Annotated in this window: 22 protein-coding genes; 11 read left to right on the top strand and 11 right to left on the bottom strand. The window is 60.7% G+C overall.

Features of this window, described 5'->3' with window-relative positions; genetic code table 11:
- Positions 1-17: 17 nt before the first annotated feature.
- The 3 genes from LOY35_RS15730 to LOY35_RS15720 are packed head-to-tail and all read right to left on the bottom strand — an operon-like array spanning position 18 to position 4,814.
- Complete coding sequence (locus LOY35_RS15730) at positions 18-2,429, bottom strand: acyl-CoA reductase (RefSeq protein ID WP_258624607.1); 2,412 nt, start codon at positions 2,427-2,429, stop codon at positions 18-20.
- A 1-nt stretch (position 2,430) separates the two neighbouring features.
- A complete protein-coding gene (locus tag LOY35_RS15725) occupies positions 2,431-3,558 on the bottom strand; it encodes an acyl-protein synthase (protein ID WP_258624604.1) in 1,128 nt (375 codons plus the stop codon).
- Positions 3,559-3,587: 29 nt separating this feature from the next.
- The gene (locus LOY35_RS15720; RefSeq protein WP_258624601.1) at positions 3,588-4,814 is read right to left on the bottom strand and encodes an MFS transporter; all 1,227 of its coding nucleotides are present in this window, start codon (positions 4,812-4,814) and stop codon (positions 3,588-3,590) included.
- Between the two features lie 541 nt (positions 4,815-5,355).
- Here LOY35_RS15720 and LOY35_RS15715 point away from each other — a divergent pair.
- Positions 5,356-5,544, top strand: coding sequence for a hypothetical protein (locus tag LOY35_RS15715; RefSeq protein WP_024780171.1), 189 nt, complete (start codon positions 5,356-5,358; stop codon positions 5,542-5,544).
- Here LOY35_RS15715 and LOY35_RS15710 read toward each other — a convergent pair.
- Both LOY35_RS15710 and LOY35_RS15705 read right to left on the bottom strand, forming a co-directional pair.
- On the bottom strand, positions 5,541-5,927 hold the full coding sequence (locus LOY35_RS15710; RefSeq protein ID WP_258624599.1) for a fe2+ zn2+ uptake regulation protein: 387 nt from the start codon (positions 5,925-5,927) through the stop codon (positions 5,541-5,543). The genes LOY35_RS15715 and LOY35_RS15710 overlap by 4 nt on opposite strands.
- A gap of 167 nt (positions 5,928-6,094) precedes the next feature.
- On the bottom strand, positions 6,095-10,909 hold the full coding sequence (locus tag LOY35_RS15705) for a M35 family metallopeptidase (RefSeq protein WP_258624598.1): 4,815 nt from the start codon (positions 10,907-10,909) through the stop codon (positions 6,095-6,097).
- Positions 10,910-11,152: 243 nt separating this feature from the next.
- Here LOY35_RS15705 and LOY35_RS15700 point away from each other — a divergent pair, with 243 nt between their 5' ends.
- Positions 11,153-12,184, top strand: a complete 1,032-nt coding sequence (locus LOY35_RS15700) for an Ldh family oxidoreductase (protein ID WP_258624596.1) — start codon at positions 11,153-11,155, stop codon at positions 12,182-12,184.
- A gap of 146 nt (positions 12,185-12,330) precedes the next feature.
- Here the strand turns inward: LOY35_RS15700 and LOY35_RS15695 are convergent, their stop codons facing one another.
- On the bottom strand, positions 12,331-12,648 hold the full coding sequence (locus LOY35_RS15695; RefSeq protein WP_258624595.1) for a YqjD family protein: 318 nt from the start codon (positions 12,646-12,648) through the stop codon (positions 12,331-12,333).
- Between the two features lie 159 nt (positions 12,649-12,807).
- Here LOY35_RS15695 and LOY35_RS15690 point away from each other — a divergent pair, with 159 nt between their 5' ends.
- Positions 12,808-13,062, top strand: a complete 255-nt coding sequence (locus LOY35_RS15690; RefSeq protein WP_258624593.1) for a hypothetical protein — start codon at positions 12,808-12,810, stop codon at positions 13,060-13,062.
- A 3-nt stretch (positions 13,063-13,065) separates the two neighbouring features.
- Here LOY35_RS15690 and LOY35_RS15685 read toward each other — a convergent pair whose 3' ends face one another.
- On the bottom strand, positions 13,066-13,974 hold the full coding sequence (locus LOY35_RS15685; protein ID WP_258624591.1) for a LysR family transcriptional regulator: 909 nt from the start codon (positions 13,972-13,974) through the stop codon (positions 13,066-13,068).
- Between the two features lie 86 nt (positions 13,975-14,060).
- Here LOY35_RS15685 and LOY35_RS15680 point away from each other — a divergent pair, with 86 nt between their 5' ends.
- Positions 14,061-14,984, top strand: a complete 924-nt coding sequence (locus tag LOY35_RS15680; RefSeq protein WP_258624589.1) for a carbon-nitrogen hydrolase family protein — start codon at positions 14,061-14,063, stop codon at positions 14,982-14,984.
- A gap of 1 nt (position 14,985) precedes the next feature.
- On the opposite strand, the gene LOY35_RS15675 is transcribed toward LOY35_RS15680, so the two are convergent.
- Positions 14,986-15,456 (bottom strand): LEA type 2 family protein, encoded by a 471-nt coding sequence (locus tag LOY35_RS15675; protein WP_258624587.1) that lies wholly within the window; start codon positions 15,454-15,456, stop codon positions 14,986-14,988.
- Between the two features lie 321 nt (positions 15,457-15,777).
- Between LOY35_RS15675 and LOY35_RS15670 the strand changes: the two genes are divergently transcribed.
- The 4 genes from LOY35_RS15670 to LOY35_RS15655 all read left to right on the top strand — a co-directional run bounded on the left by LOY35_RS15670 (position 15,778) and on the right by LOY35_RS15655 (position 18,817).
- Positions 15,778-16,494, top strand: coding sequence for a YafY family protein (locus tag LOY35_RS15670; protein WP_258624584.1), 717 nt, complete (start codon positions 15,778-15,780; stop codon positions 16,492-16,494).
- 51 nt (positions 16,495-16,545) lie between these two features.
- A complete protein-coding gene (locus LOY35_RS15665) occupies positions 16,546-16,887 on the top strand; it encodes a nuclear transport factor 2 family protein (protein ID WP_041023185.1) in 342 nt (113 codons plus the stop codon).
- Between the two features lie 245 nt (positions 16,888-17,132).
- Complete coding sequence (gene zapE / locus LOY35_RS15660) at positions 17,133-18,254, top strand: cell division protein ZapE (RefSeq protein ID WP_258624580.1); 1,122 nt, start codon at positions 17,133-17,135, stop codon at positions 18,252-18,254.
- Between the two features lie 68 nt (positions 18,255-18,322).
- Entirely contained in the window at positions 18,323-18,817 is a 495-nt protein-coding gene (locus LOY35_RS15655; RefSeq protein WP_041023187.1) for a GNAT family N-acetyltransferase, read from the top strand.
- Positions 18,818-18,951: 134 nt separating this feature from the next.
- Here LOY35_RS15655 and LOY35_RS15650 read toward each other — a convergent pair whose 3' ends face one another.
- Together LOY35_RS15650 and LOY35_RS15645 are read right to left on the bottom strand one after the other, a co-directional pair.
- A complete protein-coding gene (locus LOY35_RS15650) occupies positions 18,952-20,691 on the bottom strand; it encodes a phosphoethanolamine transferase CptA (protein ID WP_258624578.1) in 1,740 nt (579 codons plus the stop codon).
- Between the two features lie 300 nt (positions 20,692-20,991).
- Positions 20,992-21,165 carry a DUF6026 family protein gene (locus tag LOY35_RS15645; RefSeq protein WP_162843604.1) on the bottom strand — a complete coding sequence of 58 codons (174 nt, stop codon included), beginning with the start codon at positions 21,163-21,165 and terminating at the stop codon, positions 20,992-20,994.
- Positions 21,166-21,429: 264 nt separating this feature from the next.
- Between LOY35_RS15645 and gnd the strand changes: the two genes are divergently transcribed.
- The 3 genes from gnd to LOY35_RS15630 are packed head-to-tail and all read left to right on the top strand — an operon-like array spanning position 21,430 to position 24,769.
- Positions 21,430-22,434 (top strand): phosphogluconate dehydrogenase (NAD(+)-dependent, decarboxylating), encoded by a 1,005-nt coding sequence (gene gnd, locus LOY35_RS15640; RefSeq protein ID WP_258633652.1) that lies wholly within the window; start codon positions 21,430-21,432, stop codon positions 22,432-22,434.
- Positions 22,431-23,951, top strand: a complete 1,521-nt coding sequence (gene zwf, locus LOY35_RS15635) for a glucose-6-phosphate dehydrogenase (protein ID WP_258624576.1) — start codon at positions 22,431-22,433, stop codon at positions 23,949-23,951. The genes gnd and zwf overlap by 4 nt, the downstream gene beginning before the upstream one ends.
- Complete coding sequence (locus LOY35_RS15630) at positions 23,948-24,769, top strand: HAD family hydrolase (RefSeq protein ID WP_258624574.1); 822 nt, start codon at positions 23,948-23,950, stop codon at positions 24,767-24,769. The genes zwf and LOY35_RS15630 overlap by 4 nt, the downstream gene beginning before the upstream one ends.
- A 72-nt stretch (positions 24,770-24,841) precedes the next feature.
- Here the strand turns inward: LOY35_RS15630 and nhaB are convergent, their stop codons facing one another.
- The gene (nhaB, locus tag LOY35_RS15625; protein ID WP_258624571.1) at positions 24,842-26,344 is read right to left on the bottom strand and encodes a sodium/proton antiporter NhaB; all 1,503 of its coding nucleotides are present in this window, start codon (positions 26,342-26,344) and stop codon (positions 24,842-24,844) included.
- Positions 26,345-26,407: the final 63 nt, after the last annotated feature.

The raw sequence follows: 26,407 nt of genomic DNA, 5'->3' as shown, positions 1-26,407 counted from the left end.
AAGGCGCAGGCGAAGGGCTATAAGCCAGGGCTTCTGTCATCAATCACCAGCGGGACTTTGCCGCTGTGTCTGTTATGTTCGAAACATTCGGGCGTACAGGGTTGGACTTCCAGTACCAGCAGTGCGGCATCGACGGATGCGCACAGCGGTTGCAGTGCCAGGACCCTGCGCCGTACCGTTTCGGCGTCGCCATCGGCGCGGATCAGCATGCGCTCGCAGCCGCTGCTGTGGTGATCGAGGACGATTTGAATGGCCACCTGGGCCAGTTCGGCCAGCTCCTGGCTATTGATGGATTCCGTGGCAACGCGCAGCACGCGGCCGTGGCGCTGGCGCAGCTCGAACCTGGGTGATTCCAGGCCACAAGGGCAGGGGCCCGGCAGCCAGCGTCCGCAATCGCCGACGTCGTAGCGCTGCAGAGGTTGCGCCTGGCGCTGTCGGGAAGTGAACAGCAAGCGCCCGGTTTCCCCCGGCGCGACCGGCGTATCCTGATCCAGGTCGATGACTTCCAGGTATTGAATGTCGTCCATCAGATGGAACACGCCATCCTCGCTGGCGGCGCAGGCATGGCCGAGAGGGCCTGCGTCCACGCTGCCGTACAGGGCCGAGCGAATGCGCGTGACGCCGCAAGCCTGGAACAACTGTCGAGTGGCTTGTCCCAGGTGCTCGCCGCCCAAAAGGATTTTGCACACACCGCCGTAGTCCTGAAGGAGGCTCCTCTGGCTGGAAAACAGACGGTGCAGTGTGCTCGGCATGCCGATCAACGTATTGATGCCATGGGCGACGATCATCCGGGCGATTTCGTCGAACGCCTTGTCTGTCGGCGCGCCCATGGGGTAATGCACGACGTTCATCTGTTCGAGTATTTTCGAGAAACTGAAAAAACCGCCGTAGAGGTTGCCCCCGTAGAACAGGTTCATCACCCGGTCGTGTGCGGGGTCCAGGCCGGCTGCACGCAGTCCGTCGGCGGCGGCACGCATGTGGCGGTCGAAATCGCGATAGCTGTAGCACGACAGCACGGGGGCGCCACTGCTGCCACCGGAACGGAAGAACAGTTGTGCCTGGGCTGCGATGGGGAGGGCCATGAAATCGGCCTTGCCCATTATCGGTGTTGAAGGAGTCATCGATATCGGCGCCGGAGAGGCGTCCAGGGTGACACGATGACTCGCGACGTGGGGTTCAAGGCCGACCGACACCCGCCTGCTCAAGCGTTGCAGTGCATAGACGCCGTCATGGGGCTCGCCGTCATAGCCCTGCTGAATCTCACGGGTTGTCGAGAGGCGGGAGACGCCGGCGGCTATCAGGCGACGTGTCAGCCCTGGCGCCTGTTCCGGTTCACAGATGAGTGCGCAGCTCTGCAAGACGTTCCGCCAGGGCAACAGTGTCTCGGTCAACCGTGCTTGGGGGACGGGCCGCAACAGCAGGGTGCGAAACAGTGGCGACGGCGACAGGTCGCGATGATGTTCCCAGAGGATGCGCCAACCCTCACCGGTCCAGACCTGGCCTGCATGTCCCGCGAAGCTGTGGTCCAGCCGGGTGAGTGCCGTTCGGGTGGTGATTTCACAGGCTTCGGCAGTGGTGAGCGCCAGGGCGGGCCAGCGTCCGGCCCTTCGCTCGAATGCGGCGGCCAGGGCGCTACCCACTTGCTCCATCACGACGGGTTCGTCAGTGTCGACCAGCAGCCATTGCGGGCTGGAGCAGGCTTGCTGGTTGAGGCGGCAGATTTCATCCACCAGGTCATCCATTGCCTGGGGGGTGGCCGCGTGAGGCGAGAGGTAGGCGAAGCTGACGCGATGCCCCCAGTCGATCCAGCGACACCCGCTCGGGACCTGCTCGCGCAGGGCCTTGAGTGCCGTCTCGCCACCCCAGGCGCTGACACCTTGTGCCAGGGCGAAAAGGCGCTGGCTGTCATGGTGGGGAACCGGCAACACCGCCAGATAATCGCAGAGCCGGCCACTGCTGTCGCATGCCAGAAAAGCCGCCAACAGGCGCGCTGTCAATGCGCCATCCTGTGTGCTCGGGCGTATCCAGTTGATATTGCCGGCCAGCAGGCTTTCCAGGGCCGCGCAGAACGCCAGCAAGGGCGCATTGCTCGGCGTGACGTGCACCACCAAGCCCAAGGGCTGCCAGCTTTCAAAGGGGCCGTCGCTGTAGTCGATGCGCCGCAGCGAGCGAGGATCCGCTCCCAGCTCCCGCGCGAGTTTCAAGCTCAATTGCTCGCGCCCGCAGAATGCGATCAGCGCCTGGCGTTGGTCCTCGTCGAGGAACGCTTCCCGTCCCGCGCGCAGTCCTTGGGCGAACGCCTCGGCGCAGTCGAGCACGCTGTCGCTGGGGGGCGACGACGCCAGGAGGGCGGGCAGTTGCGCTTGCAGGCGTTCGAGGGCCTGGTCGAGTGTCAGGCTCGCGTGCAGCTGGCCGTTGATGAGGTACATATCATTGCTCCTTGATCAGTTCCGCGGCGGCCATGGCGCAGCTTCGGCTGGCGCTGGTGCCGGCGCGACCATGCAGTTCGAACCATTGGGTGCTCGAACCGCATTCACAGTCGGCGGGGTGCAGGGTCGCCAGGTCGCTCATCACCACGGCATGGGCGGGGCTGGAAGAGATATAGGGCGAAACGAATGACAGCAATCCGGCCTCGCCGAGCGGCTGCACGTCGAAGTTCGAGGGGTGACGGATGAAGACTTTCGAATAGACCGGTACATGAAACCGGTGCTCAGCACATTCGATGTAGGGCACGGCGTGCTCGACTGCACCGTAGCCGTCGCGGCAGCGATGGGCTTCGATGCCCAGTTGCCGGGTGATGCGCTCATAGACTTGGTGGCGGGGTATTTCCCGGTCAGCCTGTTTCTTCCAGCCGCCGCCCAGGAACACCAGGGAATCAGGCGCGAGCGTCAGATTCGGGACGCCGCTCTCGCGCATGCGCTCAAGTACGTGCCAGAGCAGCGCCGGAAAGCCGAAGATCCTCACCGGCAGGCCTTGCTCAGCGAACGTCTGCAGGGCGCGGATGACGCCGAAAACGTCGAACTCATGACCGTTGCCGGTGTGTCGCAAGGCATAGATCAGGCTGTTGACCGGGGCGAAGCGACACAGGAACTGATCGGTATAGGCCGTACCGAGGCGATTGTCCGGTTCGGGTTCATGGCTGAGCAACAGGTAGTTGCAGGGCGCGTCCGGCGTGGACCAGCCGTAATGATCGAAGATGCGCGCCACCATCCCCTGGGCCGCCGTCATGCTGCGTTCGTCATAACGCATGCGGCTTTTCTGGCCGCCGGTACCGGATGAAGTGAGTTCCAGGGCCTCCTCGCCCGTAGGACTGATCAACAAGCGTTGTTTGAAGTAGTTGGCGTAGATGGGCGGCAGGCGCGACCAGTCCGTCAGGTGTTCCAGGTCCTCGACGGCGAGTCCGTTGGCGTTGAGCCAGTCTTCGTAGCCGGGGGTGTGATGGCTATGGAACAGGCTGATCTCGGCCATGGCCCGATCGAACAGCCCGGAGGGTATCGATTCGGGGCTATAGGGCTGGGGCAATGCACACAGCGCATCGGCGTGGGGAAAATGAATCATTGGTTAACTTTCCTCGGGAGCGGAAAAATTCAAACGGGAGCGACCGGTCGCGACATGAACAGGCACAACGCAACAGGACAACTGAGCCCGGCGATACCGGCCATCAAGGCAAAGGATTCCAGGCTGGTGCCGGCACCCAGCAACGCCAGCAGCGAACCGGCAGCGGTCATCACGGCGATGGAGATCATCCCGACCATGGCCGAGACCAACCCCTTGCTGTCGTCGCTGGCAAACAACGCCAGTCGATACAGAGCCGCATTACCCAGGCCGAGGCCGAGGGCATACAGCGAAAGGCCGCCGACCAGCGCAGGCAGGGGAAGGGGGAATCGGCTGAAGATGACCAAGGCGAGCAGGCCGGCGCACAGAGGCCATAGGCTGCAACGGAGCACGCCGCGTACGCCGATCCGTTCCACCAGGGCATTGAGCAGAAGATTGCCGAGGATCACGGCGGCGAACACCGGGATCTGCCAGAGCCCATACACCAGTGGAGAAACGCCCTGTCCCTGTATCAGCAGCAGGGGCGACAGGCCGATCCAGGCGATCAATGGCAGGCTCATCAGCCCCAGCGCGACGCTGGCCGCCATGAATCCGGGGTGGCCGAGCAAGGCGCCATAGCGCTTGATCAGTGCACGCAGTTCGACAGGAGCAGGTGGCGGCTGTTGGCTGCCCGGCCTCGAGTGGCGTGGCATGAATCCCCAGAGAGCCAACCAGCTCAATGCCCCGAGGCCGGCCAGCAGCAGAAACAGTTCGCGCCAGGACAGCCATTGCAGAAGCAACCCTCCCAGCAAGGGGCCCAGCAGGGGCGACAGGAGGGCCAGGTTCCCCAGCAGTGCCATGATTTTCACGGCATCCGACTCGTTGAACATGTCCTGTATGGCGGGATAGCTGACCGCAATCACGAAGCCCAGGCCCATGCCCTGGACAAGGCGAAGGCCATTGAACCCCTGCATCTGGCTGACCTGGGTGGCCGCCGCGCAAGCCAGCACGAACCCGGCGCAACCGGCGAGCATGAACGGCCGACGTCCATGACGATCCGACAATGGCCCGATCAACCAGGGCAGCAGGACGCCACCCAGCAGGTAGAGATTGAATGCGTAGGGAATCTGATCCGCAGTGGCCCCGAGCTCTTCGGTGACGGCGAGCATGGCGGGCATGATCAAGTCACTGGCCATGTACGTTAATAATTCGAAGAGTGCGATAGCCAGGCAAAAACCTGTCAATCGTTCAGGCGAGAAAGTGGTCCGCAAGTTTGGCATTCCCAACGTTTATTTCGAGTGGAGAGGTAAGCGCCTCTTATTCGAGAGTACGTTGGGGGGCATAAGGCTTGAAAGACAGAGTTCTCCGATGTTGACGACGGAAATATGTTTGGCAGGCGTAAGAAAAATGCCAGCAGATGCGGACATTTATTTCCGAAGGAAGTCAGTAAATTACAGGTTGATAAGTAGGAGAAATCGTAGCGTTGATGGGCGCGCTGCAGACGCTTCGCCCGCGGCGCAACGAGAAAGTCCTAGCGGTGCTGGTCGAAACCAGGCCCCTCAGGATGTCCCGATCCGTCCCCATGACCGTGGCCAGGGGGGGAAAAAAGACAACCGCTCAGCGGCAGGATCGCTAACAGCGGCAGTAGCAGTGACATGTGACGAAACATAAATAGAATCCTCATGATTGAAAACCATGGTTGCGCGGCAGCGCTCCTTCGGTTGTACCATGGGGACCCCCATTGGCTGCCGCTTGTCCCTGGAACCGGGTAGGCAGTTGGCAAGCGAACGGATACAGAACGGATACATTCAGGAATTGGCAATGACTCATTCGCAACGTTTGAAATACTCGATTCTGATTGTCCTCGTGGTCCTGGCGATCATGCTGGGGCTGTCGTGGATGCAGAACAAAGGCATGATCAGCGAGCAGCTGTTTCAATACATCGCCATTGCCGTGGCGGTGATCGTGGTGGTGATCAACGGTGTGATGCGGCGCAAGGTCAAGCCCTAAGGGTATTCCCCGGCGGCGAGCACGGCCATGGCCCTGGGGTGCAGGCTGTAGCTCTTGTCGGGATTGAGTGTCACCACCCCTTCGCTGCACAGGCGCTTCAATACCTCGCGAACACTGAGAAAGGACAAGGGAATGTCCAGCCCCAACAGCTGACTGTGCACGCCTCGCACGCCCAGGCAATGGTTCTCCACCGTAGCCGTGAGCAATACGTCGATGATCTTGAGGCGAATCAGGCTGGTCCTGAGTCCGAAGCTCTTGAGCAGGCGCCTGATGTGTTCGTTACTGCCTCGTTCCGTCGCGTTGGCGAGCAGGTTATTCGGGGTTGTCATCGAGACGCCGTCCGGCCTCGGCTTATTCTCCATGGGCAGTTGCGCGTTTTGCATGCAAGAGGTCCTTACCAGCCTGATCTGAAATAGTCACGCGTGCTCCTTCAAGAGGAACGGCCAATCATGCGGGCCGTGATGTGAAAAATTCGCCGGGATGTCGTTAAACCCTTGTGATTGTTCGGGTACAGGCGATTTTTTTTGCGTTCGGGCTGGGGCGAGCATGTTCAGGAGGGCGAGTCGAGCTGGCGTCCCAACTCACAGATGAGCAGGGTCAGCGAGTCGGCGTTTCGAAGGATGACGTCGATGCGCTGGTCCGCCGAGCTGGGATTCAGAAAGACATCACGCGCCTCGTTCATGGTTCTGGCGCCGGTCACTTTGAGGATTTCCCTGGCGGTAGCCTTGAACTCGGGAAGCAACTCCAGGCTCTTGAACGTGCTGGCTGTGGTATCCCACCCCAAGAACAACCTTGAACGTGGCGTGGTCAGCGAGAGCCCATTGAGTTGCTGGTCCTTCTGCGCTTCATACCGGGTTCGTCCGTAATGAGTGATTTGCGAAATCAGGTCGGGAAATGGCAATAACGCGTCCAGGTAAGCGATGTCATGTGTGTCGAGCAACTGATGGGTCAATTCGTGGATGAGGGTCGCTCCCTGGGCATGAGCGTCGACATTGAAGGACTCGGGAACGATGGCCTTGTACGCGTCCAGTCCTGCGTTGAAGAAAAATTGCGTGAGGTAGATTTTTCCGGCTGCATTGGGTTCGAGCACGAATGCAGTCGCCGTATCGTCGGCACTTTTGAGGTTGCCGATCACGATGCGTTTTTCGTTCAGCGTTTCCCAGGATGGGTCGGCCAGCACCTGGCATATCGGAGCAACCGTGGCTTGTATCCTGGCGATCAAGCTGGCATCGACCTGTGCGACGCCGAAAAAGACCTTGAGGTAAGTATCCAGCCGGGAACCCGATGAAACCCGTTGCCTGGCCTGATCGAGATTATGGAGCGCATTGAGGGAATAATACCTGGCTGTCTCCAGCGCCTGCACAATGACGTTTGCATGGTGGGGGTATTTCCTGCGTATCTCAGCCATGCCTCTGGCTTCGATATTCAGCGTATCTGCGGCCTTGTAGTCGCTGTACCTGTTCGCAAGGGTCGACATCACCTTGCCGTAACGAATGGTCTGTCGTTGTGGGTCAATGGTCCACTCCTGGCTCCCAGGCAATCTTTCCAGTATCGGTCCCTCTCCCTTGTCATGGACCACGCGCCAGACCTGATTGACCTTCGCCACTTGAAAGACTTTGCCAACAACGCTGACATACAGCTTGCCGGAGCCTGCGGCCTTGTAGGTGCCGTCAGCGGGGTTCTTGTGCAGATCCTGGAGGCTTACGCCCGTGGCTTCGAAGGCTTGGAGGTTGGTGCGGATAGGGGCTGTGGAAGCGATGTCCTTCCAATGGATCGGAGCCGCGGGTGTGTTTTGCGAGGCAGCGCCGACGGGGTCGAGCAGCCCGAACGTATCCTCCCTGTTCATGAAGCCGAGCGACACCATTTCCGCGGCACCGGCAATGAAGTCATGCAGGCCGGTTTTCCAGTCATGTTGCTGCAACGCTTCGGAAGAAGATTTGAAGTCTTGATAGCTTTCCCACAGTGTTTCGAAAAAATTCAGTTTGCCCGGCAGTTGCCTGCCCACGAACCTGGCACCGACGCTGAGCAGATGCCGCACGGCTTCCCAGTCGAACTGACGTTGCCTGTCTGTTTGAGTGGTGAGCAGGTCCGCTAACAAATGGGTATTGTCATCGAACAATGTATCGAGGATGTTCGTTCGGACCGGTTTCGAAGCGAGGGTAATTTCCGATCGCTGCCCGAGGGTGGAGATGAACAGATTTTTGAACGTGCTTCGCTGGTTGGCAGGCAGGCGACTGATTAACAAGTCTTGTAGCGGTCCTGGCCTGTTGAAGGCGTCCACGACACTCGCTTCGTCCTTGAACTCGGTGAAACCCGGGCCTGTATGGTAGGGGGCGTACAGAACGTGGGGCGCTTTCGCATCGGTGCTTGACCCGATCAGGTAAAGCCCTAGGGCCTTGATCGCCGCAGCACCATCGGTCTTGATCAGCTCCAGGGGACGGATCAGCGCGCTGGCGCCTTTTACCGCCTGACGGGCAATGGCGTCCGGCATGTCCAGCACCTGGCGAATCAAGTCGAAGGCCGAAGGGGAGAGGTACTGTTGTAGGCACCGTGCGTGAGCGTATTGCAACAGTTGCCAGGGTAGCTGTTGGCCGAAGCGCTGTTTTCTCTGTTGAACGTCCTCTGTCGTACCAGACAGCTTGTCCAGCACATGTCGTTTATACGAGGTGGAAATATCCAATGACAGCAGCAACTGTTTGACCGCTGCCTCGTTCAGGCTGTCAGGCAGCTTGCGTCTGGACGTCGACGACACCTTGAATCCGGTTTTCCGGGTGACATCGATAGGGTTCAGGGCGAACGCGTCCAGGGAGCTGGGAGGCCCCGCCAGCGCGAGGTTCGGTGTGATCTGGATGGTCGTCGGGTCCAGGTCCTTTTCGGTAAAGCGCGCATCCAGCAGCGCTTTCAGTTTTTTACGGGTATAGGTCTGCAAGGGCTCGATACCGTCCAGGTAGTCCTTGCCATCGATCACGCTGTTTCGATATTGCTCAAGCAGATCGATATGCAGGCGCTGCTCCTCGAGAGAAGCCATGCCGAGCCAGGCAGGCAGCTTCTGTTGCCACCAGTCCGCCTGGGCGATGCGTTTGGCACGGGCCAGGTTGGTAGGGGCGCCCTTGTTCAGCAATGCTTCAAGGCTCCTGACCAGTGCCGTCCCGGTCAGTTGCCAGTCCCGGGTTCTCAAGGTCTTCAAGTAGCCGTGTTCGGTCTCGAACAACCTGATGAACGAATTCATCCGATCGAGCAACACGTTGTCTTCAATCAACTCAAAGGTCTCGAGCTGGTAACGCCCGTGAGGCTTGCGTTGGGCACTGGGCAGGTTGGCGAGCAGGCCAAAGCGTTTGCGGGAGTCGAGCAGGTTTCGGTTCAATTGTTTCGTCGCGACGTCGACGGAGGGAAATACCTGCAAGCCGTCGGTTGGCGTCCAGAGGACTCCCAGGCCTGAGTAGGGCGTGTCCAGTCCTCCGCGCTCGGTCAGGAAAAAACAATTGGCGAGGGGAAAGGAGGTTGTGTTGTCCTCCGTGGTGCAGGCAAGCCTCAGTGAATAGGCATCGGGCCGAAAGCCTTTGAGGCCAATGCGCTGCTCGCGATTCGGATAGTCGCCATCGTAGACAAACACACTGTTGATGAGATCGTCTGCGGCGGGCGGCAGTGTCCCGTTGAGTTTCCTGAGTTCGGCTTCGGCCCGTATTCCCAGGGAAAAAACGTTGCTGAGTTCAGGCAGCAGGGCTCTGAGTCGGCTGTGCAGTGAGATTTCGTTGGAGAGTGGCAGTTGGGCGAACAGTGTGTTGAAAGCCTCTTCGACGGTGGTATAGCTCTTGATCCTTCTCGTCAGTTGATCGGCCATGAAGTTGGACGGCCGCGAGTCGCCATAGAAGGCTGGCAGGGTGCCCCAGTGCCCATCGGTTCCATGTTCCAGCAGGTTCCTGTTGATCAGGGAGCGGATATCCAGTGCCTTGTCGACCAGGGCATGGATGTTCACGGTGCCCTGGCGGGACATCTCCAGGGCGTAGTGAAGGTTGCTGATCTGCTTACCGATGATTGCATCCGCCAGGGACTCGAATAGCGGCAGCGTCACTGAACGTCCTGAGACCTGTGGCTCATCAAGGCGCAGAAATCGGTTGCGCTCTTCCAGGCTCAGCAGGCTGTAGAGTTCCTCCTTGCGTGCCAGGCTTGTCGGCGTAGCCAGCAGCGCGTCCTTGAAGCCGCGGTAATGGTCGACTTTCTGCAGGTCATGACCGGGCCTGTAGAGATAGTGCTCTTTGCCACTGATCATCAGCGACCCGGCAAGCTCCACATGGAGCGGCTCATATTCCCAGAGGCGAATCGTTTCGATGAACAGAGGCGTTTCGTCCTGGCGGGATGGCCCGAACAATCGGAGCAGCTCCTGGCTTTGCGCATCGGTCAGTTGCCTTTGCTCCCGTTTACCCAGGATGGTTGCGCGCAGGGCATCGCTGAGAACCTGCGAAAGTAGCTCCCGGCGTGAAATATGGAACGGGCCGGTGGCGCTCCAATAGGCATTGATGCAATCGGTGAGCTTGGGGATCAGGTTCCCAGAGGTGACCCGCAGCAGGCTTTCCCACTGCCGCGAATTGTGTGGCGCTGCCGTGATGTCCGGATGGATGAAATCGACGTCATGTCGTGCTGGCCGGCCCTGATGGTGGAAGTACACCAGGACCGCTTCGGACAGTGACAGGTTGTTGGTCACTTTGCCCATGGTCGGATCACCCAGCCCTGCATCGGCGGTGATTGTGACGCGGGTCTGTTGAGGGTCAAAGTTCGCCAGCACTTCTTTCAATACCTGGTCCAGCATCGAGGTCAGCGAGGGCAATTCGATCAGCTCATTGACCATGGTCAGCGCGTTGAGGCTTTGAGCGTGCTCGATGGAGTCGACCTGGGCCTTGAACACATCGCCGTCTATGGTCCGCCGGGCCTGGCTGATAATGGCGCCGGTGTTCAGTTCGGCGCGTTGGGAAATGGACAGGAGCTGGAACAGGCCGTCACGCTCGGCAGGGGTTGCGAGCATTTGATCAATCCGGGTTTCCAGCGCCTGCGGGGTGTCGAATTTCTCGATCCCACCCTGCGGCGTGTAGAGGAATGCCGGCTTGGAGTTCGAGGTGTCGACGTCTGGCAAGGTAGTCAGCGTAAAGCAGCCGGCCAGCGGAATCGGCGCCTGGCCCTCGGCCTGGAGCAGAACGGTTTCGGCAGACATTGATGGCGTTTGCGCAGCGCGCAGCATGTGGCTGGGCAGGGCTGCATGGTGCAGCCAGTCGAGGTCGGTTTGCGTCAACCCATCGGTTGCGCTCAATTCGTCCAGGCGGATGGCATCCAGGACGTCGGGGAATAGCAGTGGCGTGGTCTCACGGGGCATCGTTGCTTCTCGATCAAGGCGCCATGAGGCAGCCCGTACGTGGATGAAGCGGCCAGCCTAGAGAACGATGAAAGGGCAAAGGTGGTACATAGTTACCGCACGCGAAGCTTCAGAGCTTTCAGGCTGAGGCGCTCGGGACATGCCTGCGGTGAAAAGATTGACAGCACGCGCCTGAAGCGGTGTTTAATCCGGCTTTGTCCCCCCTCACTGCGGCTACCTCCAACAATCATTCTGGAGCTTCAGATGTCTGCGCTATCCGATCATGCCGGTTCCGGCCCCCTCTCTTTAGATGCCTTGGTGGAGCTGCTGGAGAAAATTTTCCTGCGACATGGCACCTCGGCCGAGGTCGCCCGTACCCTGGCTGAAAACTGCGCCCGCGCGGAACGCGACGGGGCCCACAGCCATGGGGTGTTTCGTATGCCTGGCTATGTCTCGACGCTGAACAGCGGCTGGGTCAACGGCCAGGCGGTGCCGGTGGTTGAAGACGTCGCATCGGGATTCGTCCGGGTGGACGCCGGAAACGGTTTTGCCCAGCCGGCCCTGGCTGCGGCACGGCCGTTATTGGTGGCGAAGGCGCGCAGCGCCGGTATCGCGGTGTTGGCTATCCGCAATTCCCATCACTTCGCGGCCCTCTGGCCGGACGTCGAGCCGTTTGCCTACGAAGGCTTGGTGGCGTTGAGCGTGGTCAACAGCATGACGTGCGTGGTACCCCATGGCGCGGACCGTCCGTTGTTCGGCACCAATCCCATTGCCTTCGCCGCGCCACGGGCCGGCGGCGAGCCGATTGTATTTGACCTGGCCACCAGCGCCATCGCCCATGGCGACGTACAGATTGCCGCGCGCAAGGGCGAGTTGTTACCGCCAGGCATGGGGGTGGACAACCTCGGCCAACCGACCTGCGACCCGAAGGCGATTCTTGAAGGCGGCGCGCTCCTGCCGTTTGGCGGGCACAAGGGGTCGGCGTTGTCGATGATGGTCGAACTGCTGGCGGCGGCCCTGACCGGCGGCAATTTCTCGTTCGAGTTCGACTGGAACAACCATCCGGGGGCCAAGACGCCGTGGACCGGGCAATTGTTGATCGTGATCGACCCGAGCAAGGCCGCCGGACAGAACTTTGCCGAGCGCAGCCAGGAGCTGGTCAGGCAAATGCAGGGGGTGGGGTTGCAGCGGTTGCCGGGGGATCGCCGCCATCGGGAACGAAGTCATTCCGATGAGCATGGGATTGCGCTGGATGAGCAGACATTGCAACAGCTGCGGGATTTGGCGGGGCTGTAATCCGAAGGAATTGCTGCCTGATAACAGTCGGTTTCAAGCCTCAAGCCTGTGGGAGCAAAGCTTGCTCGCGAGTAGGCCAGTCAGTCGAACTGTATCGGCTGGTCCGCCGCTATCGCGAGCAAGCTTTGCTCCCACAGGCTTGTTGCTTAACGCCTTCCGAGCAACAAGCCCACCACCAGCCCGAAACCGGCGGAAACCGCCACGGTTTGCCAGGGATGGCCGCCGATGTAGAGTTCAGTGGCATCGACCATGGGCCGGGTACGTTCTCGTGCGCTGGAGACCGAATCCAGGGCCTGCTGCAGTTTCTGGGAGATCTGACCCCGCAGGCTTTCGGCATCTTCACCGACCAGTGACTCGCTGCTCTTGAGCAGTTTTTCCGACTCTTCGATCAAGGCCTTCAATTCACTGAACACTTGATCCTTGATCTGCTCTCCGTTCGCTTGCGCGGTGGGTCTACGAGCCATCGGGTTACTCCTTGCTGATGATTACCGTGAACAGTGGAGTGTTGCGCTTGTGCAAAAGTTGCAGTGACCGGTGTTGTCAGTAGGCCAAGTCTAAATGAGGGTTAAGACGTTATCCCGCAAGGTGTAAGATGTCGCCTATTTACGCAACAGGTAATGTCCATGAGTTTCAATCTGGCTGACAAGCCGCTGGCCGAGCGTGCCGCGCTGGAAGACGAAAAATCCCGACTGTTCGAGTTGTGGCAGAACAACCTGGGCAAGGCCAAGGGCGACGCTGCCCGGTTGTTTGGCGAGCGCTCCAAGCGCAAAGGCAAATGGGCCGAATGGGTACGTGCCGAACTGGACGGCATGTCGCCTCCGGAATACGCCAACATGGTGCGCAGTGAGGTCAATCGGCTGATGGCCACCAACAAATAGACCTCACGCAAAGGTCCTGACGATGGCCTCGCGAACCTTGACCACCGCCGGATCCATCTGGGTGTGGGTGCGCCATCCCAGTTCGATGGGATAACGTGGCAAGGCGAGGGGGCAGGGCAGCAACGCCAGGCCACCGAACGCGGCAATGGCCCGCGCCGCATGCCCCGGAATGGTCGCCACGGCGCGGCTGCCCTTGAGCAGAAACGGCAACGCGGCAAAATGCGTGGTCGAGGCACACACCTTCCGGCTCAAACCGAGCCCGGCCAGTCCCTCGTCGGTGATGCCGATGAAGCCACCCGATGACACCAGCAGATGTTCGCGGCCCACGAACGCCTCCAGGCTGAGGGTCTGCTGGTCTTCCTCCAGGCTGGCCGGGTCGACCAGGCAGGCATAATCGCCTTCACCCAATACCTGGCGGCTGAGCAGCCGTTCCGTGAAACCACCCGCCGTGATCGCCAGGTCGAAATTGCGCTCCATCAGGTTGCGACCGACGATCTGGCTGTGGGTCTGGCGAAAGATCAGGCGTAACCCCGGCGCCCGTCGCGCCACTTCCTCGATCAGCCGACGCCCGTAGGCCAGTTCGAAGTCGTCGGACAGGCCGACGATGACCGAGCGGCCGTCGTAATGATTGGTATCCGGATCGATCATCGCCAGGCTCTGGCGGCACTTGTCCAAGGCCTCGCTGATCACGGGCTTGAGTTGATTGGCTCGCAGCGTCGGCGCCAGGCCTCGACCGGTGCGCACGAACAGTTGATCGCCATACACATTGCGCAGCCTGCGCAGCGCCGCGCTGATGGCCGACTGGGTCACCCCCAGGCGCAACGCGGCGCGGCTGGCGCTGGATTCGTCGTGCAGGGCTTCGAAGGTCTTGAGCAGGTTGAGATCAAGATTGGCGATATTCATGGGGCTCATATCGTTTAGCAATGTATTGGGCTTTATTCATGATCGGCCGACGCCTGAGAATCAGCAACACCTGATGACCAAGGAGTTGAACACCCATGCCAAAATCCATTGTGGCTGCCCTGCAGATCGGTTCCTTGCCAGGTGGCAAGGAGGAGACACTGGCGCAGATCCTTTCCTACGAAGACGCCATACGCCAGGCCGGCGCTCGCCTGGTGGTGATGCCCGAAGCGCTGTTGGGTGGCTATCCCAAGGGTGAGGGGTTCGGGACCCGACTGGGTTACCGGCTGCCGGAGGGGCGTGAGGCATTCGCCCGCTACTTTGCCAACGCCATCGACGTACCGGGTGTCGAAACCGAGGCGTTGGCCGGCCTTTCGGCGCGCACGAGGGCCAGTCTGGTGCTGGGCGTCATCGAACGGGCCGGCAGCACCCTGTATTGCACGGCGCTGTACTTCGAACCCGATGCGGGGCTGGTGGCCAAGCATCGCAAGCTGATGCCCACCGGCACCGAGCGGCTGATCTGGGGCAAGGGCGATGGTTCGACGTTGCCGGTGATCGACAGCCAGGTCGGGCGGGTCGGCGCGGCGGTGTGCTGGGAAAACATGATGCCGCTGCTGCGCACCGCGATGTATGCCAAGGGCGTGGAGGTCTGGTGTGCGCCAACGGTGGATGAGCGGGAGATGTGGCAGGTGACCATGCGTCACATAGCCCATGAGGGGCGATGCTTTGTGGTCAGTGCCTGTCAGGTCCAGGCCTCGCCTCAGGCACTGGGCATCGATGTCGAGCACTGGCCGGCGGAGCGTCCATTGATCGCTGGTGGCAGTGTGATCATCGGTCCCATGGGAGATGTGCTGGCCGGGCCGTTGAAAAACGCGGCGGGGTTATTGACCGCCGAAATCGACACCGATGAGCTGGTGCGGGCCCGTTATGACTATGACGTGGTCGGTCATTACGCCAGGCCGGACGTGTTCGAACTGGTGGTGGACGAGCGGGCCCGGCCCGGCGTGCGGTTCACCGCTTGAATCACCAGGTTGCCGCGGACCCCGGCAAATCTAGGGTTCCGCGGTCGACGAAGCGCATGGTGCCGAACAATCCTCCGGAGAGTTTGCCCTTGAGCACATAGGGCAGGTTATCCAGGCCCTGGACCTGGCTCAGGCCCAGGGTCTGGCGCAGCACCGAAAAGGCCGAAATGCTCACGGGGACGCTCAAGACCGCTTCGGAGTAGCGTGGAATGGAGCCGCTCTGATCGCTGACCCCGGTCGCCAGCGTGCGGTCGTTGACCTCCAGGTCCAGCGCCACGCCGTTGTATTCGATAGCGGTTTCGTTGGGGTTCTGCAGGCGCAGCTTCACGGCAAAGCGCATCTCCAGGTCCTGGCTGGGCAAGGGTTCGATGCCGACCACGTTGATGTTCAGCGGGTCGCGGTGCGGGAAGAGGGCGCAGGCACTGAGGCTGAGCAGTGTCAGTAAAAGGAACAGGCCGGGGATTCTGCGCATGGGCGTACTCTCACGATAAATTTTGGTCACGATAACTCACACCCAAAGGCAAGCGAAGAACCCTGTGGCGAGGGGATTTAGCGAAACGTCGCACCGCCCCGCTGGGCTGCGCAGCAGCCCCAGAACAGGCGACTCAATCTGTCTGGTATATCGAGGCGTGAGTATTTAGGGCCGCTTCGCAGCCCAGCGGGGCGGTGCGACGTTTCGCTAAATCCCCTCGCCACCAAGTACTCCAAATCCAGATAGACGCTGGGCTCCTGACAGTTTCTGACAACAGCCTCTGCTAATCTGCAGCAACTTTTTTCATCTGGATTGCCCATCGTGTCCCGTACCACTCGGCTGCTCACTTTGTTGCAAGTCTTGCGCGGCAAGCGCTGCCCGGCCACCGCAGCGACATTGGCGGCAGAGTTGAAGGTGTCCGAGCGCACGCTCTACCGCGACATTGCCGAGCTGACCGCCCTTGGGGCGCCGATCCAGGGGGAGGCGGGCATCGGCTACGTATTGCGCAGTGGCCTGTTCCTGCCGCCACTGATGTTCACCGCCGATGAAATCGAAGCCATTGTCCTGGGTTTGCGCTACGTGGATCAGCGCGGCGATGAGGTGTTGGGCAAAGCGGCCGCCGATGCCTTGGCGAAGGTCGCCGCGGTGTTGGCCCCCGATGTCCGGGACGCCTTGCGCAATCCTACGGTGTTGCCCGGTCCGCCGGGGTATGGGTATCCGCAGAATACGGTGGAACTGAACGTGTATCGCCAGGCAATCCGTACTCAGGCGAAGTTGCACATCGATTACGCCGACGTGAACAACACGCCGAGCCAGCGGCTGATCTGGCCCCTGGCCCTGGGTTTTTTCAACGAGGCGCGGGTGGTGGTGGCCTGGTGCGAACTGCGGGGCGCCTATCGAACCTTTCGCACCGACCGGATTGCCTCGGCAACCGAGCAAGGTGAGCGTTATCCCGGCAGGCGCAGCGACTTGCTGCGGGCCTGGATGAAGTCGATGCAACTGGACGACACCGGGCGCTTCACTCCTGACAAGAACTGACATGAGGCTGTTTTAGCATGGCGCCAGGTCGATAAAACAAGGAGCCGTACCATGTCCAATCCCGTCTCTTCCCTGGCCCCGGCCATCGCTGGCTACATCGCGGCCGCCAATGCCCGTGACAGCTCGGCGGTGACCCGTTTCTTTGCCGAGGATGCCAATGTGTTCGATGAGGGCCAGCACCGGGCTGGCACCCAGGCCATCATCCAATGGATGGAAGACACTTCCCGCCGCTTCCAGCCACGGGTCGAAGTGCTCAACGTGCAGCAACGCACGGGCAAGGTGCTGGTCCACAACCTGATCTCGGGGACGTTCCCTGGCAGTCCGCTGGAGTTGCGGTACACCTTCCGGCTCGATGAGCAGGGCAAGATCAGCCGGCTGGATATCTCGATTTAAAAGGAGCCAGCTCCTGTGGCGAGGGGATTTATCGAAACGTCGCACCGCCCCGCTGGGGTGCGAAGCGCCCCCAGACATACTGCCTGACACACCGTGCTGCCAGGTTTTAGGGCCGCTGCGCGACCCAGCGGGGCGGTGCGACGTTTCGCTAAATCCCCTCGCCACAAGTCCCATGCTCGGTTCGCGTGATCGTTCATTGTCCGGCATGGCATACTCAGCCCCTTCCTCTTCCGGACCCGGGCCGCATGACTTTCGACTCCCCCTTGAGTGCCTGGCAGCACGCCATCGAACATCACGGTTTTGTCCAGGATGAGGCCCAGGAGTTGGCGATCATGACCCTGGAGCAATGCCACAAGGCGCTGCATGAGGGAAGCAAGTCGATCAAGGGGGTGTATCTCTGGGGGCCCGTGGGGCGTGGCAAGACCTGGCTGATGGACCGTTTCCATGAAAGTCTCCAGGTTCCGGCCCGTCGTCAGCATTTCCATCACTTCATGGCCTGGGTGCACCAGCGTTCGTTCCAGCTCACGGGCACGCCGGACCCGTTGCAGGCCCTGGCCAGGGAGCTGAGCCGGGAAGTGCGGGTACTGTGTTTCGATGAGTTGTTCGTCACTGACATTGGTGATGCCATCATCCTCGGGCGCCTGTTCCAGGTCATGTTCGAGCTGGGCATGGTGATAGTGAGCACCTCGAACCTGCCACCCGAGGAACTCTATGCCAACGGCCACAACCGTGAACGGTTCCTGCCGACCATCACGGCGATCAAGCAACACATGCAAGTCGTGCCGGTGAACGGCTGGCAGGATCACCGCCAGCACCCGGGCGCGGTGCAGCAGCGCTATTGGCTACGGGAAGCCGGACAGCCGGACCCGTTGGGGGCGGTTTTCGAACGGTTGAGTGCAGGGCAGCAGTCCAGCGCCGGTCCGGTGCAAGTCGGCCATCGCCTGCTGGAGCCGTTCAAGGCCAGCGACACAGTGCTCTGGAGCCGCTACCTGGAGTTGTGCGAGCAGCCGTTCTCGGCCCTGGATTTCATGGGGCTGTGCGACCGCTACAAGGTTATCCTGCTCAGCGACGTGCCCTGCCTGAGTGCCGAGCAGCGCGAAGGACGTATTGCCCGTGGTACGGAAGACGGTGTCGAGCGGGTCGAGGCGGGGGATCGCGAGCTGCCGCAACTGTCGGTCCACGATGACGGTGTGCGACGCTTCATTGCCCTGATCGACGAATGCTACGATCGCAAGGTGCCGCTGTACCTGTCGGCCGAGGTGCCCATGGATCAGTTGTATACCCAGGGCTACCTGCAATTTCCGTTTCGCCGTACCCTCAGTCGGCTCCAGGAAATGCAGATGCAACGTTTCGGTCAGTTCGCCTGACCTCTACCCACCGACGGCCCCCTCTGTCGGTACCTACCCGCCGTATCCGCGAAGAGAGATGCAAGGTCATGGAAGAAGCCAAGGACGTTCTCGTACTGCAAGCCAGCTATACCAATCCGGTTCACGCCGAAGCGATCTGTCACGTCCTCAACGGCTATGCGGAAGACCCCATGGGTGGTGGCCAGTCGCTGTCGGCCGAAGTCTTGCTGCACCTGCCGGAGGAACTGGCCAAGCGCCCCCACGCGTTCAGCGTGCTGGCATTCGTCAACGGCGAGCCGGCGGGGCTGGTCAATTGTTTCGAAGGTTTTTCGACCTTTGCCTGCCGTCCGCTGGTGAATATCCATGACGTTGCTGTCATGAAGGCGTTTCGCGGGTTGGGCCTGAGCCAGAAGATGCTGCAGAAAGTCGAGGACATCGCGCGTCAGCGCGGTTGCTGCAAGATCACCCTGGAGGTGCTGGAAGGCAATGCCGTGGCCCAGGCCAGCTATTCGAAGTTCGGCTTCGCCGCTGGCATGTTCGACCCGGCCCACGGTCGCATGCTGTTCTGGACCAAGCCTCTGTAAAAAACTGACTGTGTCGGACCCTGTGGGAGCGGGCTTGCTCGCGAAGGCGGTAGGTCAGCCAATGATTAGGTTGACTGACGCGGCCCCTTCGCGAGCAAGCCCGCTCCCACATAAGTTACGCGATTGTTTTGCGGTTACTGCTGCACCACCTTGACCGCTGGCGCCTTGGACTGCATCAGGCTGAAGTCGATCAGCGCCTTGTGCTGGCGTTGATAGGGATTGCCGATCAACAGCGGTCGGGCCAGGAAGTCGGTACTGACCAGGCTCTTGCTGCGGTCCAGTTCATCGAAACTCAAGCCCGCCAGGTCTGCCCAGGTATGGATCAGCTCAGAACTGCTGTAAGGCCGTGACAGGTCGCCGGCAAAGTTCCAGTCATGGGTTTCACGCCACTTGGGCGATGCCCAGGCCATGAATGGAATGGTGTACATCGGCGCGGTGGGCTTGCCTTCGTTGCGGCCCAGGGTGGAGTGACCCGCTGAGTCGAACACGTCTTCACCGTGGTCCGACAGGTACAACAGGAAGCCGTTGGGGTCGCTCTTGGCGTAGTCCTTGATCAGGCTGGAAACCACGAAATCGTTGTACAGCACTGCGTTGTCGTAGCTGTTGTAGGTAGGCACCTGATCGTCACGCAGGCCCGCCGGTACGCCCTGGCGGTCGGTGAACTTGTTGAAGGTTGGTGGGTAACGGTACTGGTAGCTCATGTGAGTGCCGAGCAGGTGCACCACGATCAACTTGCGCGGTGCGGTATCGGCCAGGGCCTTGTTGAACGGAGCAATCACGTCGCCATCGTACTGCGCGGCGTTCTGGTTGCGGTTGTTGTTCAGGTACACCTGCTCATCGGCCTGCTGGGAGAACGTGGTGAGCATGGTGTTGCGCTTGGTCATGGTCTGCTGGTTGGTGATCCAGAAGGTCTTGTAGCCCGCCTGCTTCATCATGCTGACCAGCGAAGGGGTCGTCAGGTACCGGTCCGGATTCTGCTCGTCGGCGAATGTCAGCACTTGTTGCAGCGCCTCGATGGTGTACGGGCGTGGCGTAATCACATTGTCGAAAACCGCCAGTTGGTCCTTGAGCTTGTCCAGCTCCGGCGTAGTCTCCCTCGGGTAGCCATACAAGCTCATGCGCTGACGGTTGGTGGACTCACCGATCACCAGCACCAGGGTCGCCGGCTGGTTGGCCATGGTGTCCTTGAGGTTGCGCAGCGGCTTGATCTTGCTGGTACTGTGCAACATGCCTTGCATGTTGGCCAACTGCTCGCCATAGCGACGGTATGCCACCAGCATCTGCCAAGGCACGGCCGGCTCGATACGGTCTTCGAATTTTTCCAGGCCGCCGGCCAGGGAACCGGTGCGCTGGGTCTGCTTGACAAGCGGGTAGCCGATGACGGCGCCGAGGATCACCACTGCGGCTACCAGAGCCTGGCCGCGAGGCAGGTACACCGGACGCAGGCGCGTCCAGAGGAAATAAGCCACTGCGGTATGAGCGAGGAACGCCGGCACCATCCACCAGGCAAAATACTGCGTCATGTACTCGCCGGCTTCAGCCACGTTCGATTCGAACATGATGAAGATGACGCTTTGGGAGAATTCCTGCTGATAGATGAAGAAATAACCCAGGCTGGCCATGGAGCAGGCCCACAGCACTACACCGATCAGTGCGGCGAGCAGACGGGTCCGGGCAGGGAAAAGCAACATGGGCGCCAGCCACACCGCACTCATGATGAATGCCTGGCGAAATCCGGAGAAGCCGGACGTATCGCTCAACAGGATAAGCAGTTGAGTAATGCCCGAGAAATACCAGAAGAATAGGAAAAGCCAGCCGAACCCGGCCCAGTCGAAACCTTTCGCAGTCGTTTTGCTGCGTTTGAACAGACTCATCAAGCGCTCCAGCCTTTTTTATCTACACCGACGAAGCTGTTGGCACCGGATTGGTAACCGCAGGCATGCGCCGAGCACCCTAAAGGTCGGGAGTATCCCGAGAGTGTTGTGAAAACTTTGTGAGTTTCTCGCTTGGAGAACGCTGGCCTGGGTGCGAAAGCACGTGTGGCGAAGGGGTATCCCTGCCGGGTGCAAGGATATTGTCGTAGGAGCTGCCAAGCGGAGCGAGGCTGCGATCTTTCCATTTACACTTGAATCTCAGCGAGATCAAGATCAAAAGATCGCAGGCTCCTAAGGTGATTATCGAGCCAGGGCCTGGCCCTGATGAGACAGTTGGGCATGCTGCAGCTGCATGCGCAACTGGGTCACTTCATCGAGCAGCAGATCGCGTTCTTCCTTGAGAAGGCGCAATTCGTCGCGACGAATGGTCACGTAAAGGGTTTGGGGAGGACGTGCGGTAACGACTGGGTCCATTGCTCACCTCGCAAATGGCTACATCAACTATAGAGATGTCGCCAGCTTTTTTGGTCGACACCCTACTATCGGCGCCGATTCTGATTTCTTTTGCTCGTGAATGGAACTTTTTTATTTTTCATGGTCGTCGTGCCTTCAACCGAGTTTGAAGCGATACCCCCTTGTGATCGCACGAATTAACCGGAAACTATGCAGCAAGGCTCTGGACTAACCTCCATTTGTCGCAGCCAAATCATATTGAAGCTAAACCTTTGACTTACCTTTATTTGTAGTAGGGAGCATCAGCACATGCAACTCGGGATTATTGGACTGGGCCGCATGGGCGGCAATATTGCGCGGCGCCTGATGCTCAATGGGCATGCCACGGTGGTCTATGACCGCAATGCCGCGTTCGTCGAAAACCTGGCCCAGGAAGGCGCCACGGGCGTGGCGGATTTGCCAGCACTGGTGGCCGGGCTGGAAAAACCGCGAGCGGTCTGGGTCATGCTGCCGGCCGGCGCGCCCACGGAAGACACCATCAACGCGCTCAGCGAGTTGCTGGAGCCAGGCGATGTGATCATCGATGGCGGTAATACGTATTACAAGGATGACATCCGTCGCGCTCAATCCCTGTCGGAAAAGGGTCTGAGCTACATGGATGTGGGCACTTCCGGCGGCGTCTGGGGCCTGGAGCGCGGTTATTGCATGATGATCGGCGGCGATGCCGACGTGGTGACGCGCCTGGACCCGCTGTTCGCCAGCCTGGCGCCGGGCATGGGCGATATTCCCCGCACCCGTGACCGCAAGTCCGACGACGATCGCGCCGAGCGTGGCTATATCCATGCCGGCCCCGCGGGTTCCGGGCATTTCGTGAAGATGATCCATAACGGCATCGAGTACGGCATGATGCAGGCCTTCGCCGAGGGCTTCGACATCCTCAAGACCAAGTCCAGCGAAAGCCTGCCACCGGAACAGCGTTTCGACCTCAACCTGGCCGACATCGCCGAAGTCTGGCGGCGCGGCAGCGTGGTTTCGTCCTGGTTGCTGGACCTGACAGCCGATGCCCTGGCCAGCGATCCCAAGCTGGACGGCTTTTCCGGCGAAGTGGCCGACAGCGGCGAAGGACGCTGGACCATCGAGGCGGCCATTGAGCAAGCGGTGCCGGTGCCGGTGCTGTCCAGTTCGCTGTTCGCCCGGTTCCGTTCCCGCCAGCAGAGTACCTACGGCGACAAAATGCTGTCCGCCATGCGCTTCGGCTTCGGCGGCCATGTGGAGACGCCGAAAAAATGACCTCGATCGGCAGGAAGTCCAAGGCAGAACCCGCACCGCCGACCACGTTGTTCCTGTTCGGTGCCCATGGTGACCTGGTCAAGCGCCTGCTGATGCCGGCGCTGTACCACCTCAGCCGTGACGGGTTGCTGGGGGATGGACTGCAGATCATCGGCGTTGATCACAACGCCATCAGCGACGTGGACTTCGCCAGGAAACTCGAGGACTTCATCCGTCACGAAGCGGCGAGCAAGGGCGGCGATGCCGGCCGTGCGCTCGACCCGGTGCTATGGGGCCGCTTGGCCAAGGGCATCAGCTACGTGCAGGGTGACTTCCTCGACGACAGCACCTACACAGCGCTGGCAGCGAAGATCGCCGCCAGCGGTACCGGCAATGCGGTGTTCTACCTGGCGACCGCGCCGCGCTTTTTCAGTGAAGTGGTCCGCCGCCTCGGTGCGGCCGGGTTGCTTGAGGAACAGGCTGATGCCTTTCGGCGGGTGGTGATCGAAAAGCCGTTCGGCTCGGATCTGCACACTGCCGAAGCGCTCAATGCCTGCTTGCTCAAGGTCATGAGCGAGAGGCAGATCTATCGGATCGATCATTACCTGGGCAAGGAAACCGTACAGAACATCTTGGTCAGCCGTTTCTCCAACAGCTTGTTCGAAGCGTTCTGGAACAATCATTACATCGACCACGTGCAAATCACCGCCGCCGAAACGGTGGGGGTGGAAACCCGTGGCAGTTTTTACGAGCATACCGGCGCCCTGCGGGACATGGTGCCCAACCATCTGTTCCAGCTGCTGGCGATGGTGGCCATGGAGCCACCGGCCGCCTTCGGTGCCGACGCGGTACGAGGGGAGAAGGCCAAGGTCGTCGGGGCCATCCGCCCCTGGTCGGTGGAACAGGCTCGCGTCAATTCGGTACGCGGCCAGTACGTCGCTGGCACCATTGATGGCAAGCCGGTGAACGGTTATCGCGATGAAGCCAACGTGGCGACCGACAGCGGCACCGAAACCTACGTCGCGCTGAAGGTCATGATCGACAACTGGCGTTGGGTCGGGGTGCCGTTTTATCTGCGTACCGGCAAGCGCATGAGCGTGCGGGACACGGAAATCGTCATCTGCTTCAAACCGGCGCCGTATGCGCAGTTTCGCGATACTGAAGTCGAGGAATTGCAGCCTACCTACCTGAAGATTCAGATCCAGCCCAATGAAGGCATGTGGTTCGATCTGCTGGCCAAGCGGCCGGGACCGGCCCTCAAAATGGCGAATATTGAATTGGGCTTCGCCTACAAGGATTTCTTCGAAATGCAGCCATCCACGGGTTACGAAACCCTGATCTACGATTGCCTGACCGGCGACCAGACCCTGTTCCAGCGTGCCGACAACATCGAGAATGGCTGGCGTGCCGTGCAGCCGTTTCTCGACGCCTGGCAGCAGGACGCGACCGTCCAGCCCTACAAGGCCGGAGAAGATGGCCCGGCGGCCGCCGATGACCTGCTGGCACGCGATGGTCGCGCCTGGCATGACCTCGGATGAGTGATCAAGTGAAACGCCCCATCCGTTTTTTGCTCAGCGATATGGACGGCACGCTGCTTCTGCCCGATCACAGCCTCAACCAGCGCACCATCGAAGCCGTTCGATCCCTGCGCGAGGCCGGTGTGTTGTTCAGCCTCGCCACCGGACGGCCGCCCCGGGCGATGTTGCAACAGATCGAAGCCCTGGGTGTCGACTTGCCCACGGCGGCCTTCAATGGCGGTACCCTGGTTCATCCGGACGGCAGTTTCCTCGCCGTGCACTACCTGCCACCCGAGGTGGCGTTGACGACCCTGGCGCTGTACGCCGATCAGCCTGGCATCGAGGTCTGGGTGTTTGCCGACGGCCATTGGCTGGTGCGTGACGCCCACGGGCCGATGGTGCCGGTGGAAACCCGTGGCCTGGGCTATCCGCCCGTTGAAGTGGAAAGTTTCGAGCCCTACCTGGAGCGGATCGACAAGATCGTCGCCACCAGCGCCAATACGGAACTGCTGGTCGAGCTGGAGGCCCGCTTGCATCCGCTGCTCAAGGGCCAGGCCCAGGTGTCGCGTTCGCAACCGATCTACCTGGACGTTACGGCGATACACGCCAACAAGGGAGAGGCACTGTCGACCCTGGCGGCATTTCTGGGTGTGCCGCTGGAGCAGACGGCGGCCATGGGAGACGGCGGCAATGACCCGGCGATGTTCCACCGCGCGGGCCTGTCGATTGCCATGGGGCAGGCGGAAGAGGCGATCAGGCGCCAGGCCGACGTGATTACCGCATCTGTTACCGAAGACGGCGCGGCGCTGGCGATCGAACGTTACATCCTGCCGCGATAACTGAACCGGAACCTGTGGGAGCGAGCAGGCTCGCTCCCACAAGGGCTCCGCGTTGGGCTGCAAGATCCCTGGCTACAGCCAATACGTCACCGCAAACCACCCCAAGCCACCCATGACCACGGTATACGGCAGTGCCATCCATACCATCCGGCCATAGGACAGGCGAATCAGCGGGGCAATGGCCGAGGTCAGCAGGAACAGGAAGGCGGCCTGGCCGTTAGGCGTGGCAACGCTGGGCAGGTTGGTGCCGGTATTGATGGCTACCGCCAGGGTCTCGAACTGTTCGCGGCTCATGTGGCCGGAGACGAAGGCTTGCTTCACCTCGGTGATGTAAATGGTTGCCACGAACACATTGTCGCTGATGGCCGACAGCAGGCCGTTGGCGATGAACAACATGCCGGGCTGTTGATTGGCGGGCAGGGCCAGTACCCATTGGATCAGCGGTGTGAACAACTGCTGGTCATGAATTACCGCCACCACCGCAAAGAACACCACCAGCAGCGAGGTGAACGGCATCGCGTCCTTGAACGCATTGCCCAGTCGGTGCTCATCGGTGATGCCGGTGAACGCGGTAATCAGCACGATCACCGCCAGGCCGATCAGGCCGACTTCGGCGATATGCAGGGCCAGGGCCACGATCAGGATCAGTGCGGCGATGCCCTGGACGATCAGGGCCGCGCGCTGCCGTGAGGTGCGCTCGCGGTTGTCCTGCTCCGCGTAGTCGGCCAGCACGGCACGAACGTTTTCCGGCAGCAGCGTGCCGTAACCGAACCAGCGCAGCTTTTCCAGTGCCACGCAGGTCAGCAGCCCGGCCACCAGTACCGGCAGCGAGACAGGGGCGACTTTCAGGAAGAACTCCGCGAAGTGCCAGCCCATTTCATGGCCGATCAGCAGGTTCTGTGGCTCTCCCACCAAGGTGCATACACCACCCAGCGCGGTGCCGACGACACCGTGCATCAACAGGCTGCGCAAAAATGCCCGGAACTGGTCCAGATCCCCCTGGTGCAAGGAAGGCAGGTCGTGGTCCTCATCGACGCTGCTGTCCTGGCGTGGATCATTTCCCGAAGCGACGCGGTGATAAACCGAATAGAAGCCCACGGCGGCGCTGATGATCACCGCGGTGACGGTCAACGCATCGAGAAAGGCCGACAGGAACGCCGAGAGAAAGCAGAACATCAAGGCCAGCAGCGCCTTGGAGCGCACGCCCAGCAGCAGGCGGGAGAACAGGAAGAGCAGCAGATCCTTCATGAAGTAGATCCCGGCCACCATGAACATCAGCAGCAGGATCACCGGGAAGTTGTGCAGCAACTCGTCGTACAGCGCCTTGGGGGTGGTCATGCCCAGCGCCAGGGCTTCGATCAGCAACAGGCCGCCGGGCATCAACGGATAGCACTTGAGGGCCATGGCGAGGGTGAAGATAAACTCCACCACCAGCATCCAGCCCGCCACGACCGGACCGAGGGTCCACAATACCAGGGCATTGACGATCAGGAAGGTGATGATGCACGCCTTGTACCAGCGTGGTGAGTGCCCAAGGAAGTTGTGGGCGAACGCCTGAGTCATAGAACCGGACATCGGCTGCTCCTTTTATTTAGAAGCGCGCAACTTGCCGTAAGCAATGCGGAATATCAAGCGTAG

The organism is Pseudomonas sp. B21-028, assembly GCF_024749045.1.
Classification (GTDB): Bacteria; Pseudomonadota; Gammaproteobacteria; order Pseudomonadales; family Pseudomonadaceae; genus Aquipseudomonas.
The sequence above is the reverse complement of the archived record's forward strand: the minus strand, read 5'-3'. Positions and strand labels throughout refer to the sequence as shown.